The 15,832-nt window shown below is 38.1% G+C and carries 14 protein-coding genes; all 14 read left to right on the top strand.

Features of this window, described 5'->3' with window-relative positions; translation table 11 throughout:
• Positions 1-119 precede the first annotated feature (119 nt).
• The 14 genes from purE (at position 120) to D2K62_RS07030 (ending at position 15,655) form a co-directional block, all read left to right on the top strand.
• Positions 120-611, top strand: coding sequence for a 5-(carboxyamino)imidazole ribonucleotide mutase (gene purE, locus D2K62_RS07095; protein ID WP_112179822.1), 492 nt, complete (start codon positions 120-122; stop codon positions 609-611).
• Positions 598-1,749 (top strand): 5-(carboxyamino)imidazole ribonucleotide synthase, encoded by a 1,152-nt coding sequence (gene purK, locus D2K62_RS07090; protein ID WP_112179823.1) that lies wholly within the window; start codon positions 598-600, stop codon positions 1,747-1,749. The genes purE and purK overlap by 14 nt, the downstream gene beginning before the upstream one ends.
• The gene (gene purB / locus D2K62_RS07085) at positions 1,742-3,037 is read left to right on the top strand and encodes an adenylosuccinate lyase (RefSeq protein ID WP_112179824.1); all 1,296 of its coding nucleotides are present in this window, start codon (positions 1,742-1,744) and stop codon (positions 3,035-3,037) included. Before purK ends, purB begins: the two co-directional genes overlap by 8 nt.
• A gap of 24 nt (positions 3,038-3,061) precedes the next feature.
• Complete coding sequence (gene purC / locus D2K62_RS07080; protein WP_112179825.1) at positions 3,062-3,775, top strand: phosphoribosylaminoimidazolesuccinocarboxamide synthase; 714 nt, start codon at positions 3,062-3,064, stop codon at positions 3,773-3,775.
• Positions 3,772-4,023, top strand: a complete 252-nt coding sequence (purS, locus tag D2K62_RS07075; protein WP_117149045.1) for a phosphoribosylformylglycinamidine synthase subunit PurS — start codon at positions 3,772-3,774, stop codon at positions 4,021-4,023. The genes purC and purS overlap by 4 nt, the downstream gene beginning before the upstream one ends.
• Positions 4,020-4,703: a phosphoribosylformylglycinamidine synthase subunit PurQ gene (gene purQ, locus D2K62_RS07070; protein ID WP_117161155.1), complete on the top strand. Its 684-nt coding sequence runs from the start codon at positions 4,020-4,022 to the stop codon at positions 4,701-4,703. The genes purS and purQ overlap by 4 nt, the downstream gene beginning before the upstream one ends.
• Positions 4,687-6,915, top strand: a complete 2,229-nt coding sequence (purL, locus tag D2K62_RS07065; RefSeq protein WP_117149047.1) for a phosphoribosylformylglycinamidine synthase subunit PurL — start codon at positions 4,687-4,689, stop codon at positions 6,913-6,915. The genes purQ and purL overlap by 17 nt, the downstream gene beginning before the upstream one ends.
• Entirely contained in the window at positions 6,891-8,300 is a 1,410-nt protein-coding gene (purF, locus tag D2K62_RS07060) for an amidophosphoribosyltransferase (protein ID WP_112179829.1), read from the top strand. Before purL ends, purF begins: the two co-directional genes overlap by 25 nt.
• 193 nt (positions 8,301-8,493) lie before the next feature.
• Positions 8,494-9,522, top strand: coding sequence for a phosphoribosylformylglycinamidine cyclo-ligase (gene purM / locus D2K62_RS07055; RefSeq protein ID WP_117149048.1), 1,029 nt, complete (start codon positions 8,494-8,496; stop codon positions 9,520-9,522).
• Positions 9,515-10,093: a phosphoribosylglycinamide formyltransferase gene (gene purN / locus D2K62_RS07050; RefSeq protein WP_117161154.1), complete on the top strand. Its 579-nt coding sequence runs from the start codon at positions 9,515-9,517 to the stop codon at positions 10,091-10,093. The genes purM and purN overlap by 8 nt, the downstream gene beginning before the upstream one ends.
• 20 nt (positions 10,094-10,113) lie before the next feature.
• On the top strand, positions 10,114-11,649 hold the full coding sequence (gene purH, locus D2K62_RS07045) for a bifunctional phosphoribosylaminoimidazolecarboxamide formyltransferase/IMP cyclohydrolase (RefSeq protein ID WP_117149050.1): 1,536 nt from the start codon (positions 10,114-10,116) through the stop codon (positions 11,647-11,649).
• 26 nt (positions 11,650-11,675) lie between these two features.
• Positions 11,676-12,929, top strand: a complete 1,254-nt coding sequence (gene purD, locus D2K62_RS07040) for a phosphoribosylamine--glycine ligase (protein ID WP_117161153.1) — start codon at positions 11,676-11,678, stop codon at positions 12,927-12,929.
• 373 nt (positions 12,930-13,302) lie between these two features.
• The gene (locus D2K62_RS07035; protein ID WP_112179834.1) at positions 13,303-14,058 is read left to right on the top strand and encodes an ABC transporter ATP-binding protein; all 756 of its coding nucleotides are present in this window, start codon (positions 13,303-13,305) and stop codon (positions 14,056-14,058) included.
• Positions 14,051-15,655, top strand: a complete 1,605-nt coding sequence (locus D2K62_RS07030; protein WP_117161152.1) for a hypothetical protein — start codon at positions 14,051-14,053, stop codon at positions 15,653-15,655. The genes D2K62_RS07035 and D2K62_RS07030 overlap by 8 nt, the downstream gene beginning before the upstream one ends.
• Positions 15,656-15,832 lie beyond the last annotated feature (177 nt).

Here is a 15,832-nt window from a genome sequence, read left to right as displayed (position 1 = left end):
GGCCTATTCATCTTCTCTCATAAATAGAGAGATGAATAGGCCTTTTCTATCTATTTTTTTATAACGTATTCGGGATATATCAGATAAAATAAAGAACAAGTAGGAAATGAGGGGAAACAATGGCCATAGTTGGTGTAATCATGGGGAGTATTTCTGATTGGGACACAATGAAGCATACATGTGATGTTTTAGAAGAATTAGGTATTGCATATGAAAAAGAAGTGATCTCTGCACATCGTACTCCAGAAGATATGTTTACTTACGCAGAAACAGCTCGAAATAAAGGGATAAAAGTAATTATTGCTGGAGCTGGTGGTGCAGCACATTTACCTGGTATGGTTGCTGCTAAAACGACACTACCTGTTATTGGTGTCCCTATTCAAACAAAAAGTTTAAATGGATTAGACTCGCTTTTATCTATTGTACAGATGCCAGGTGGTGTCCCAGTCGCGACAGTAGCGATAGGTCAAGCAGGAGCGAAGAATGCAGCGATTCTAGCAACACAAATTATTGGTGCATTTGAATCAGATTTTGCGAATCGATTAGGAAACTATCAAAAACAAATGAAAGAAAAAGTGTTAGAAATGAGGGATGACCTTGCAAAGCAATAAATTACTATTCGGATCTACAATAGGAATTATTGGTGGTGGTCAGCTCGGTCGAATGATGGCAACAACTGCTAAACATATGGGATATTCGATTGTTGTTCTCGATCCAACACCAGATTGTCCAGCAGCCCAAGTAGCAGATCAACAACTGGTCGCAGCATATAATGATCGAGATGCGATTGTGCAACTCACGGATATCTGTGATGTTATTACGTACGAGTTTGAGAATGTTGATCTTGAAGCTGCAAGATATATAGAAGAAAGAGGTTTGCTTCCACAAGGGTCAACTTCACTGAAAATCACCCAAGATCGTGAACAAGAAAAAAATGCAATTGTCCAAAGTAGTCAACCAGTAGCTAGTTTTAAAATTGTCGAAACAAAATTAGAAGTACAACAAGCGATTGAATCTATTGGTTTTCCAGCTGTAATTAAAACCTGTCGTGGTGGATATGATGGGAAGGGACAACAAAAACTAGAGGCATTAGAAGATATGGAGAAGGCAATTGAATTTGTTGACGTAAATGGTCGTTCTATTGTCGAAAAATGGGTGGCATTTGATAAAGAAATTTCGATTATTTTCACAAGAGGACATGACGGTGATGTTACGTTCTTTCCAATTGCTGAGAATACACATAAAGATCATGTGTTACAAACGACTAGTGTTCCAGCTGAGATTTCAGAAAAGGTTGCAGACAAAGCAAGAGAAGCTGCGAAATCTATTGCTGAAACAATAGGTGTAATTGGAACGTTTGCGATTGAAATGTTCGTTGACGGAGAAGCTATTTTGATAAATGAAATGGCTCCTCGTCCACATAATTCTGGTCATTATACGATAGAGGCTTGTAATGTATCACAGTTTGAACAACATATTCGAGCAATTTGTGGGCTGCCATTAATAGACATACATTTCCACGGCGCAGCCATTATGATTAATTTATTGGGTGAAGATGTTGCCCGATTTATGGAAAGAATCGATGAAATAGGGGACGCACATATTCATATGTACGGTAAAAAAGAAAATAAACCGAAACGAAAAATGGGCCATGTCACCTATATAGGAAATGAACTAGCTAAACTTGAACAAAACTTAGTAAATAAACGAATTATACATAAAAATCAGGAGGTTATTTCAAATGATTGAACGCTATACACGAGAAGAAATAGGAGCTATCTGGACAGATGAAAATAAATATAAAGCGTGGTTAGAGGTAGAAATATTAGCGTGTGAGGCATGGAGTGAATTAGGCGCTATCCCTAAAGAAGATGTCACCACATTACGGAAAAATGCATCATTTGATGTTTCTCGTATTTTGGAAATTGAACAAGAAACGCGTCATGACGTTGTAGCATTTACGAGAGCTGTGTCGGAAACATTAGGAGAAGAAAGAAAATGGGTACATTACGGTTTAACTTCAACAGATGTTGTCGATACCGCGCTATCTTATATAATCAAGCAAGCAAACACAATTATTCGTAAAGATATTGAGAACTTCATTGAAATATTAAAAGAGAAAGCAATTGAACACAAGCATACTGTCATGATGGGTAGAACACATGGTGTCCATGCTGAGCCAACTACATTCGGTTTAAAAATGGCACTTTGGTACGAAGAAATGAAACGGAACTTAGAACGTTTTAATGCAGCAGCAGAAGTAATTGAGACAGGTAAGCTATCTGGAGCAGTTGGAACATATGCAAATATTGATCCATTTGTAGAAGAGTATGTTTGTAAAGAACTTGGATTAGCAGCAGCACCTGTTTCAACACAGACATTGCAACGCGATCGTCATGCGCAGTATGTTGCTGCACTAGCTTTGGTCGCAACCTCAATTGAGAAATTTGCTACAGAAGTTCGTGGCTTGCAAAAAACAGAAACGCGCGAAGTGGAAGAATTTTTTGCGAAAGGTCAAAAAGGTTCTTCAGCAATGCCGCACAAACGTAATCCAATTGGTTCAGAGAATATGACAGGAATGGCACGTGTAATCAGAGGATACATGATGACGGCGTATGAAAATGTATCGTTATGGCACGAACGTGATATTTCACACTCTTCTGCTGAACGTGTAATTTTACCGGATGCAACGATTGCGCTTGACTATATGCTTACACGCTTTAGTAATATCATTAAGAATCTAACTGTCTTCCCTGAAAATATGAAGCGTAATATTGATCGAACGTACGGCGTTATCTTCTCACAACGTGTGTTGCTTTCCTTGATTGATGCGGGTATGAGTCGTGAAAAGGCATATGATATTGTCCAACCAAATGCGATGAAAGCATGGGAGAATGCTATCCCATTCCGTGAATTAATTGAAGTCGAAGAAGAAATTACAAGTAGGCTTTCCAGTGAACAAATTGCTGCATGTTTTGATTACAACTATCATTTAAAAAATGTCGATCGTATTTTTACCAAAATTGGTTTAGCTTAAATTATACGAAAGAGGTGATGTGCTTTGAAAGAAAATCTGTTATACGAAGGCAAAGCAAAACAAGTGTATACCGTCGTAAATGATCCGGATTCACTCATTTTATCTTATAAAAATGAAGCGACAGCATTTAATGGTGAGAAGAAAGCAACAATCTCTGGTAAAGGTCGATACAATAACTTGATTGCAGCAAAGGTATTTGAGTATCTAGACAAACATGGAATATCTAGTCATTTTAAACAAACATTGAATGATACCGAGCAATTGGTGGAGAAAACAACAATTATTCCAATTGAGGTGGTTGTCCGTAATGTTGCGGCAGGAAGTATTACACGTCGCTTAGGTATAACAGAGAAAAAAGCATTTAACCCGCCACTCGTTGAATTCTTTTATAAAAAGGATGAGCTTGGAGATCCAATCATTAATGATGCTCATGCGCTTTTTTTAACAGATGCAACAGAAGCTGATTTAACAGAAATCAAAGATATCGCACGTAAAGTAAATAAAGAGCTTCAAGTACTTTTTAAAGAAGTGAATTTACAATTAGTAGATTTCAAATTAGAGTTTGGTAAAAACGCAGCAGGAAAAATTGTTCTCTCTGATGAAATATCTCCAGATACATGTCGTTTGTGGGATCTTGAAACAGGAGAGAAGATGGATAAAGATGTATTTCGTGAGGATTTAGGCGATTTGGTCCACGTATATGATCAAATTTTAACACGACTGGAGGCAGTAAAATGAAAAAGGTAAAAATACACATCACATTAAAAGAAGGTGTACTTGATCCTCAAGGAAAAGCAGTACAAGGGTCTTTAAACACACTAGGGTACGAGGCTGTTCAAAAAGTGCGTGTCGGTAAATACATGGAGTTATATGTTGAAGACAGTGCAAACATCGAACAACAGATTGAAGATATGTGTGCGAAGTTACTTGCCAATCCAGTAATTGAAGATTATCACTATACCGTGGAGGAGGGAGTCACACAGTGAAATTTGCAGTGATTGTTTTCCCAGGATCTAATTGTGACCGAGATATGTATCATGCATCTAAGGATGCTTTAGGTGAAGAGGCTGATCTTGTTTGGTATGCTGATGCAAATCTAGCAAGCTATGATGCTATCCTTTTACCAGGAGGTTTCTCTTATGGTGATTACTTGCGTACTGGTGCGATTGCATCTACTTCAACTATCGTTAGTCAGTTGAAAATACAAGCAGACAAAGGCGTACTTATTTTAGGTGTATGTAATGGATTTCAAATTTTATTAGAATCAGGACTTCTACCAGGAGCCATGTTGAAAAATAAAAATTTAAAATTCATGTGTCGTTTTGAACAACTGATGGTGGAAAATAATCATACAATCTTTACGACTGCCTATGGTGAGAAAGAAGTTATTTCGCTTCCAATTGCACATGGAGAAGGCAACTACTATTGTGATCCAACAACACTTGCTTCATTAAAAGCGAATAACCAGATTGTGTTTAGCTATGTAAATAATCCAAACGGATCTGTTGCTGATATTGCCGGGATTGTTAATGAACGAGGTAATGTTTTAGGAATGATGCCACATCCAGAGCGTGCTGTGGAAGCACTCTTAGGCTGTGATGATGGGTTAAAGCTATTTAAATCAATGTTAGAAAATTGGAGGGAAGCATATGTTGCAGGCGCCTGAGATAACTCCCGAAGTAATTGAACAAGACCAACTCTATCGAAAAATGGGTTTAACCGATCAAGAATATCAATCCGTTAAAAATATTCTAGGAAGACTACCAAATCACACAGAAGCTGGTATATACTCCGTGATGTGGTCTGAGCATTGTAGTTATAAAACATCTAAACCGTTATTAAGAAAGTTTCCAACCGAAGCACCGCATGTTATTCAAGGACCTGGTGAAGGTGCAGGTGTCGTTGACATCGGTGACGGACAAGCAGTTGTGTTTAAAGTAGAGAGTCACAATCATCCATCAGCAGTTGAACCATATCAAGGTGCAGCTACAGGTGTTGGTGGAATTATTCGAGATATCTTCTCAATGGGTGCAAGACCAATTGCTGTATTAAACTCATTACGTTTCGGTAATCTGACAAGCGGACGTGTTAAATACTTATTAGAAGAAATTGTACATGGAATTGCAGGATACGGGAATTGTGTGGGTGTTCCAACAGTTGGTGGTGAAATACAGTTCGATGATTGTTATGAAGGTAATCCGCTTGTTAATGCAATGTGTGTTGGCATCATCGATCAAAAGGATATACAAAAAGGTATCGCAGCAGGACTTGGTAACACGGTTCTTTATGTTGGTTCCAAGACAGGACGCGACGGGATTCATGGTGCGACCTTTGCTTCGGAAGATTTAACAGAAGACTCAGAAAGTAAACGTTCGAATGTGCAAGTTGGTGATCCATTTATGGAGAAGCTTTTAATTGAAGCGTGCTTAGAGGTAATTCACTCGGATGCACTTGTAGGTATGCAAGATATGGGAGCGGCTGGTCTAACTTCATCGGCAAGTGAGATGGCGAGTAAGGCTGGTATGGGAATGGAAATGAATTTAGATCTCATCCCACAACGCGAACAAGATATGACGCCTTATGAGATGATGTTGTCTGAATCACAGGAACGGATGCTACTTGTTGTTAAGAAAGGGCGCGAACAGGAAATTGTAGCTGTTTTTGAGAAATACGGGCTTGAAGCTGTAGCAGTTGGTCAGGTAACAGATGACAAACAGTTCCGTTTAGTGCATAAGGGTGAAGTAGTAACAGATATTCCTGTTGACTCTTTAGCTGAAGATGCGCCTGTTTACCATAAACTATCAAAAGTACCGGCTTATTTCGAAGAATTTCAACAAATGCCAGTATATCTTCCCAATGTGACAGATCATGCTGAGTTATTGAAAAAGTTAATCCAACAGCCAACTATTGCAAGTAAAGAGTACGTATACGATCAATATGATTCAATGGTACAAACGAACACTGTACTCGCACCTGGATCGGATGCAGCGGTTATTCGAGTACGTGGTTATGATAAAGCATTGGCGATGACAACTGATTGTAATTCACGCTATATTTACTTGGATCCAGAAACTGGAGGAAAGATCGCTGTGGCAGAAGCAGCGCGAAATATTATTTGTTCAGGTGCTAAACCACTAGCGTTAACAGATGGTTTGAACTTTGGTAATCCGGATAAACCCGAAATCTTCTGGCAGATGGAGAAAAGTGTAGATGGTATGAGTGCTGCTAGCTTACGTTTAAATACGCCAGTTATTAGTGGAAACGTGTCCTTATACAATGAGTCCAATGGTCAGGCGATTTTTCCAACACCAGTTGTTGGAATGGTTGGTGTACATGCGTCACTTGCTCACATTACCACTTCTTTCTTTAAAAATGATGGCGATCTGATTTATGTGATTGGTGAAACAAGACCAGAGTTCGGTGGAAGTGAGTTACAAAACGTACTAGAAGGAAAATACTTTGGCAAAGCGCCAACAATCGATTTGGATGTGGAGGCAACACGTCAACAAGAAGTATTGCAAGCAATTCAAGCAGGACTTGTCGTATCTGCACATGATCTGGCAGAGGGTGGATTGGCTGTTGCTTTAGCTGAAAGTCTATTTAGTCAAGCGGGGCTCGGTTGTGAAGTAGAGCTAGCTGGTGATACAACGACTGCATTATTTAGTGAAACACAATCTCGCTTTCTCGTTTCTGTTAAAAAAGAAAATCAAATAAAATTCGAAAAAATCATACAGGGTGCTAATTTAATAGGTAATGTAACAGCTACTAACCAGTTAGTTATTACAGCTAATCATCAAGATGTGATAAAAGAAGAGATAGAAAATATCCACGCGTTGTGGAAAGGAGCTATTCCATGCTTGCTGAAATCAAAGGCTTAAACGAAGAATGTGGCGTTTTTGCTATATGGGGTCATGAAAAAGCAGCCGAAATGACATATTACGGGTTACATGCCATGCAGCATCGTGGTCAAGAAGGTGCTGGTATCGTAACAAGTGACAGGGAAGAGCTCCATTTGCATAAAGGGAACGGACTAATTAATGAGGTTTTTGAAAAAGGTGAGATTAGTAGATTAAACGGAAATGCCGCTTTAGGTCATGTTCGTTACGCGACGCAGGGTGGTGGCGGTTATGATAATGTCCAACCACTTGTATTTCGTTCACAGAAGAAGAGTATGGCACTTGCACATAACGGAAATTTAGTAAATGCGACAGCGTTAAAGAATCAATTGGAAGCACAAGGTAGTATCATGCAGACAACCTCCGATACAGAGGTTATTGCGCATCTCATTAAACGAAGTGGTCACTTAGAAATGGAAGAGGCGTTGAAACAAGCACTTGGTATGATCAAAGGTGCTTATGCATTTTCTATCTTAACGGAAGATAAACTGTTTGTTGCATTAGATCCGCGTGGATTAAGACCTCTCTCGATTGGTAAACTAGGCGATGCTTATGTTGTTGCTTCAGAGACTTGTGCGTTTGATTTAATTGGTGCGACGTATTTACGTGAAGTAAAGCCAGGAGAATTGATAACGATTGATGATGATGGACTTAGAACGACTATGTTTTCGTCACCAATGCAACGTACACTTTGCTCGATGGAATATGTCTATTTCTCTCGTCCAGATAGTGATTTAGATGGTTTAAATGTCCATGCAAGTCGGAAAACGATGGGCAAACAACTCGCAAGTGAAGCGCCTATTGAAGCGGATGTTGTTACTGGTGTACCAGATTCTAGTATTTCGGCTGCAATTGGTTTCTCTGAAGCGAGTGGTATTCCATATGAACTTGGATTAATTAAAAATAGATATGTAGGTCGTACATTTATTCAACCTTCTCAAGAGTTACGTGAACAAGGAGTAAAGATGAAGCTCTCACCTGTTCGTGGAATTGTTAAGGGAAAAAGAGTTGTGATGGTTGATGATTCGATTGTTCGTGGAACGACATGCCGACGTATTGTTGGATTGTTGAAGGAAGCGGGTGCGACTGAAGTACACGTTCGAATTGCTTCTCCACCAATTAAAAACCCTTGCTATTACGGGATTGATACATCGAACAAAGGTGAATTGATCGCTTCTAATTACAGTATTGAGGAGATGCGTAAAGAAATAGGTGCTGATAGTCTAGCTTTTCTAACTACAGAGGGTTTGGAACAATCAATTGTTACCGAAGAATCAATGAATCATGGCATATGTAAAGCGTGTTTTACTGGGAATTACCCAACGGAGATATATCCAGATACGATCATTCCTGCTTACAAAGCTTGATTTTTTAGAAAACCATTAAAAGAGTGTGTTCAAAAAGTCGGTAAATTAGAAGCAAGCAGGTCGAGGTGGCGAAGTTTCTGATGACCAGAGTGTAGATCTCCCCTACATAAGGACCGGAAGAACAAGCCAACGAAGAGATGCGCCGCTTAGCATTTGATGATTTTTTGAACAACCTCTAAAAGGAGTTAAATAGATGAGCGATATTTATAAAGACGCCGGTGTTGATGTACACGCAGGTTACAAAGCGGTAGACTTAATGAAGAAGCATATTCAAACAACGAATCGCAAAGAAGTAATTGGTGGTGTTGGTGCGTTTGCTGGCCTTTTTGATTTAAGTGGTTTTTCTTATAAAGAACCTGTTTTAATTTCAGGGACAGACGGTGTTGGAACCAAGCTGAAACTGGCATTTGCGCTTGATCAACATGACACGGTTGGAATAGATCTAGTTGCTATGTGTGTGAATGATGTTGTCGCACAAGGTGCTGATCCATTATTCTTCCTTGATTACATTGCTTGCGGAAAAAACAAGCCAACGCAAATCGAACAAATTGTTAAAGGTATCAGCGCGGGTTGTGTTGAGAGTGGTAGTGCATTAATTGGTGGAGAAACAGCCGAAATGCCTGGTATGTACCAGGATGGTGAATATGATCTTGCTGGATTTGTTGTCGGAATTGCAGAGAAACAAGCCGTTATCACTGGAGCTGAGATAGAAGTTGGCGATAAAGTGATCGGAATTGCTTCTAGTGGTGTACACTCTAATGGCTTTTCGCTTGTTCGGAAAATAATTGCAGACAAAGGTTTAGCATATACCGATTATATTGAAGAATTAGGTGACACATTGGGCAATGTGTTGCTAACACCTACAAAAATATATGCAAAAGCGATTAAACAATTAAAAGGTGACATCTCTATTAAAGGAGTTAGTCATGTAACTGGTGGCGGTTTTTACGAGAATATTCCACGCGCATTGCCAATTGGTCTTGGTGTTACGATTAAACAGGATAGTTGGAAAGTACCTGCAATTTTCCCTTATTTACAAAAACAAGCTGATTTCACTTTTGAAGAAATGCTAGGCGTCTTTAATATGGGTGTCGGAATGGCAATTGTTGTAGCGCCCCATGAAGTCGATATTGCCTTGCAATTATTAGCAGATAGTGGAGAAGATGCTGCAGAGATTGGGGAAGTGACAGCAGAATCTGGGGTGAAACTGATTGATGAATAAAACAAAGATCGCTGTTTTTGCTTCTGGAACAGGTAGTAACTATGATGCTTTAGTAGCAGCAATTCAATCAGGTGCTTTATCATGTGAGATCGTTCTACTTGTATCAGACAAACCTACAGCAAAAGTAGTAGATAAGGCGAAACAAAATAGTACACCTTGTTTTGTGTTTGATCCTAAACAGTATGATCAAAAGGCAGATTTTGAAGCAGAAATTGTCGAGCAGTTAAGTCAGATGGAAGCAGAATGGATTGTATTAGCTGGATATATGCGTTTAATTGGCTCCACGCTACTGCAACCTTATGAAGGAAAGATTCTAAATATCCACCCATCCTTATTGCCAGCTTTTCCTGGACTGGATGCAATTGGACAAGCCTTTAAAGCAGGGGTTAGAATTACTGGTGTGACCATTCATATTGTCGATGAAGGAATGGACACCGGGAAAATCCTTGCGCAAGAAGCAGTTACAGTAAATCCAGAAATGACGGAATCAGAATTGCAAACGAAGATTCAAAGTATCGAGCATAAGCTTTATCCACAAACCATTCAACAGATTATAAAGCAAAAGAAGTGAAAATCGAAAGGAGATCAACGATGAAAAAACGTGCATTATTAAGTGTTTCCGACAAAAGCAATCTAGTAGAATTTGCAAAAGGATTAGATGAACTTGGCTACGAGCTAATTTCTACTGGTGGCACATTAAAGACTCTAAAAGAAGCGGGGTTACCTGCATTGCCAGTCTCAGCCGTAACTAATTTTGATGAGATATTAGATGGACGAGTTAAAACATTACATCCCTTTATCCATGCAGGAGTGCTTGCACAACGAGATGATCCATCCCATCAAAAACAATTAGAAGAAAGAGATATCCATCCTATTGATGTAGTAGTAGTCAATTTATATCCTTTTAAAGCTACGATTGCCAAAGAAAGTGTCACAGAAGAAGATGCTATTGAAAACATTGATATTGGTGGCCCAACGATGCTACGTTCAGCTGCAAAGAATTTCCGTGATGTTACGGTTGTTGTTGATCCGTCAGATTATGACGCTGTAATTGAAATACTGAAAACAGAAGATCCAACAGTAGAATTCCGTAAACAGTTAGCGGCGAAAGTATTTAGACATACGGCAAATTACGATGCAATGATTGCAAAATATTTTATAGATATTACTGGGGAGCAAGATCCAGAAACATATACCGTTACATACGAAAAAGTACAATCTTTACGTTATGGTGAAAACCCACATCAACAAGCTTCTTTCTATAAAGAAGGTAATGTAAAAGGTGCCTCGATTGCTGGTGCGAAACAATTACATGGAAAAGAACTTTCTTACAATAACATTCAAGATGCAAATGCAGCATTAGAAATTGTTTTAGAATTTGATGAACAGCCTGCTGCAGTAGCGGTTAAACATATGAATCCATGTGGTGTTGGAATTGGTGAAACAATTGCTTCGGCTTACGAAAAGGCTTATCAAGGGGATCCAGTTTCCATTTTTGGTGGAATTGTTGCGCTCAATCGTGAAGTTGATGCGGAAACAGCTAATCAGCTAAAAGAAATTTTCTTAGAAATCGTTATTGCACCAAGTTTCTCAGAAAAGGCCTTAGAAATTCTAACGGTCAAACCAAATATCCGTTTATTAGAAACTTCGATGAAAAAAGATGAAGCAGATGGAGAAAAAGTAGTAAGTGTTATGGGTGGTTTACTTGTCCAAGATCGTGATACTGGATCTGTAACAGCTGATGATATTACTATTGCGACTGAACGTAAGCCAGATCCTGCTGAATTAGCGGAACTATTGTTTGCTTGGAAAGTTGTCAAACATGTAAAGTCTAATGCAATTGTGGTAGCAAAAGCTGACCAAACCATTGGTGTAGGCGCAGGTCAAATGAATCGTGTAGGTGCAGCATCAATTGCTTTTGAACAAGCAGGTGAGAAGGCAGTAGGAGCTGTAATGGCATCAGATGCATTCTTCCCAATGCCAGATACAGTTGAGGCTGCGGCAAAAGCTGGTATTAAAGCAATCATTCAACCGGGTGGATCTAAACGTGATCAAGATTCAATTGATGCATGTAATAAGCATGGTATTGTTATGGTAATGACGAAAATGCGCCATTTCAAACATTAAAAATAAGCCTAGTTGAGGTGATGTAAATGAAGGTTTTAGTTATTGGAAGTGGTGGAAGAGAACATGCTATCGTTCAAAAATTAAAGCAGAGTAAACAAGGTCTTGATATCTTTGTTGCACCTGGAAACGGTGGTATTGCGAGTCAAGCAACTTGTGTCCCTATTAAAGACGATGATATCGAAGGACTGTTAAAGTTTGCTAAGGAAAACGCAATTGATTATACAATTGTTGGTCCAGAGATCGCATTAACAGAAGGTGTCGTGAATGCTTTTGAAGCGGAAGGATTACAAATATTCGGACCTACTAAAGAAGCCGCACTAATTGAGGGTAGCAAGGACTTTGCCAAAGCGTTTATGAAAAAACACAATATTCCTACAGCTGATTATCAAACATTTACGGAAGTTGAAGCTGCCAAGGCTTATCTGGAGGAAAAAGGTGCTCCTATTGTTGTAAAAGCAGATGGTTTAGCAGCTGGTAAAGGCGTTGTCGTAGCAACAACGCTTGAGCAAGCAATTGAAGCTGTCGAATCTATGTTAGTAGATAACTGTTTTGGTGATGCTGGGAGTCGCGTTGTTATTGAAGAATTTCTTGCTGGTAAAGAATTCTCTTTAATGGCTTTTGTCCATGGTGAAAAGGTTTATCCAATGCTTCCAGCAAGAGATCATAAACGTGCCTATGATCATGATCAAGGGCCAAATACTGGTGGTATGGGCGCTTTTTCTCCAGTACCTGATCTTGATCAAGCCAAAGTGGACTTTGCTGTAGAGCATATTTTAAAACCAACAGCAAAAGGAATGATGGAAGAAGGACGTTCTTTTACTGGTATTCTTTACGGTGGATTAATTGAAACACCAGCAGGACCTAAAGTGATTGAATTTAATGCACGGTTAGGTGATCCAGAAACACAGGTTGTATTACCTTTATTAGAAAACGAATTAATGCAAGTGATAGTCGACGTGAAAAACGGCGATGATCCGCAATTAACGTGGAAAAAAGGCTATGCAATTGGAACAGTTGTTGCTTCAAAAGGTTATCCTGGTAACTATCTAAAGGAAGTCCAGTTACCGGACTTACCAATTGAATCAGATTGTTTCATTATACATGCAGGTACAAAGCTTTCTACTTCTGGTTCTTTCCATTCCACGGGTGGACGCGTCTTGCTTGTTGGAGCAGTTGAAAAGAATCCAGAAGATGCCCGAGAAAAAGTATATCAATATGTAAAAGCGTTTGATCAAACAGATGATTTTTTCTATCGAAAAGATATCGGATCAACGAAATAGTTTATATAGAAACGTCTGCAAAGTCTATACTTTGTAGGCGTTTTTTTGAAAAAGCTATAAACTTAGACATAACGTGCTATACCCGCTACGGAAGCAAAGGCTATTTTTAATAAAAATGCAATTAATCAGGCGAAAAGAGTTATAATCGGGCGAAAAGAATGATAATCGAGCGAAAATGCAACTAAACGAGCGAAAAGAATGATAATTTAGTAATAAATAAAGAACGGCTAAAAGGTGAAACTTTTCAGCCGTTTATTTTGTATTATATAATAATTAAAAGGTAAATTATGTTAAGCTAAAGATACTAACGTATAGGAAGGTGAGGCGTATCGAATTCAGTCATGAGAGTGTGCTAAAGATTGAAGATTTGACGATGAGTTTTAGCGGAAAAAAAGTGTTGGTTGGGATTGACTTGGAAGTATTTCGTGGTCAAATTATTGGTTATATCGGTCCAAATGGTGCTGGTAAAAGTACAACGGTAAAAATTATCCTTGGGCTCTTAGAAGGATACCAAGGTAAGGTTGAAATTTTTGGTCAAGATATTGCAAAAGGTGATGTGTCATATAAAAGGAAAATCGGCTATGTTCCCGAAAGCGGTGAAGTTTACGATAATTTGACAGCTTTAGAATATGTTACGTTTATCGGACAACTATATGGCATGTCTGAGGAAGAAGTAGAAGTGAAAACAATCCAGTTATTAGATAAATTCGGTATGCGTGATTCCCTACATCAAAGAATTTCTTCTTTTTCAAAAGGTATGAAACAGAAACTGCTTATTATCTCAAGTGTCATTCATGACCCAGAGCTACTGTTTTTTGATGAGCCATTAAATGGTTTGGATGCAAATAGTGTGATGATTATCAAAGAGATGATGACGCTCTTGGCTGCAGAAGGAAAAACAATCTTTTACTCGTCTCATATTATGGATGTCGTTGAGAAAATAAGTAACCGTATTGTCTTATTAAAGGATGGTAAAATTGTAGCAGACGGTACATTTGGTCAATTGAAGGAGAAAAATGAGGAAGGTACACTTGAGCAAATCTTTAATCAGTTAACGGGATTTGATAACCATCAAGAGATCGCTAAAGAGGTAATCACAATCGTACATGGAGATCGTTCATATGAGTGATTTTTTTACATTAAAAGTATTAGATCGTTTTAAGCGCCTCTTTCCACTGTTTGGTGTTAACTATCCAGTAATGCGTAGAATTTTAGCGATTAAGTTAACAATGGATCAACGACGTGTACCGACTATTTTTCAAGATATGAAACAAAAAGAAAACGGAAATCCATTAGTAAAGTCATTACTTTTATATGGATTTTATGGATTAATTCTAATTCCGTTTATTCTGATGGATGATAATTTTTTATTTCAAATGAGTATTGTGTTTGGCATTTTTATGTTTATCTTGATGACATCAATGATATCCGATTTTTCCACCGTATTACTTGATGTTCGTGATAAAACGATCTTACATACGAAGCCAATTAACAGTAAGACAATTAGTGCAGCTAAACTAATTCATGTCATCATTTACATGAGTCAAATAACTGGATCATTTGTTATGATACCATTGATTGTAGCGGGTGCTGTTCAAGGTATTGGATTTGCTTTGCTATTTTTAGCTGAAATTATTTTGAATGCACTATTTATTATCGTAGTAACGGCCTTGTTTTACATCTTTATTTTACGATTCTTTGATGGAGAGAAACTAAAAGACTTCATTAACTATGTCCAAATCTTTCTATCGGTTACAATATTGATAGGTTATCAGATTGTCGCTCGATCATTTGAATTCGTTGATTTAAATGTGCAATTTGACTGGCAGTGGTGGCATTTACTTTTACCACCTGTTTGGTTTGCGGCACCATTTGAATGGTTTCTTTCAGGTAATCAATCTATGTACACTATTTTATTTTCTATTATGGCACTTGTTATACCAATTCTATCGATTGTACTTTACTTATATCTAGTTCCGTCATTTGAACGTAATCTACAGAAATTATTAGAAACAAGTGGAACGAAGAGATCGAAAGGACTAAAATGGGAAAGGTTTTTAGCGAAGCTCAGCTGTGGTAGTCAGGAAGAACGAACAGTGTTTCGTTTCGCTAGTAAGATGCTTCGACAGGAACGAGAATTTAAACTAAAAGTCTATCCTTCAATAGGGTTCTCTATTGTTATGCCGTTTATCATTCTCTTTAATGTCCTACGCACCGGCCTTGATTCGCCTAATGCATATTTAACTATTTATTTTTGTAACCTAATGATTCCGAATATTGTTCATATGTTAAAGTTTTCAGGTAGTTATAAAGGAGCATGGATCTATCGTACGCTTCCGTTTTTAAAACCAAAAGCGATTTATCGTGCTACTTTAAAAGCCTTCTTATTTCAATTGTATATGCCAGTAATCTTGGTCATTAGTTGTATCTTTATGGGTTTTTTTTCATTTCATTTGTTACCAGATGTTATAGCAATCATTTTAACTGGCTGGCTTTATGCATTAATATGCTATAAATTAATGAACAATCAACAGTATCCGTTTTCTGAATCCTTTTCATTTGCCCAAAATATTAATACAGGAAGCATGATTCTACTCATCTCATTAATCGGTATATTCACGCTCATGCACTATTTAGTTAGCTTACTCCCATTTGGCGTTTATTTCTATAATATTATATTGGCTATAATCAATTGGATTGCATGGAAAAAGGTATTTGATAAGTAAGTTACTCAACTTTCTCACTTGAAAAATAAGCACTAAACGTTGGCTGTTATGAGTTTTGACATGTAACATGATTTAAAAAAGATGTTTATTACTGAATAAACATAGACTATGCGATAACTGCCATGTTGATTTCCGCTACAGGCAGTCGCTTTTCGCGGGAAAATTTTTTCGGGGGTA

This window comes from Paraliobacillus sp. X-1268 (assembly GCF_003426095.1).
GTDB classification, from domain to species: domain Bacteria; phylum Bacillota; class Bacilli; order Bacillales; family Amphibacillaceae; genus Paraliobacillus_A; species Paraliobacillus_A zengyii.
This window is presented reverse-complemented; position numbering and strand designations above follow the sequence as displayed.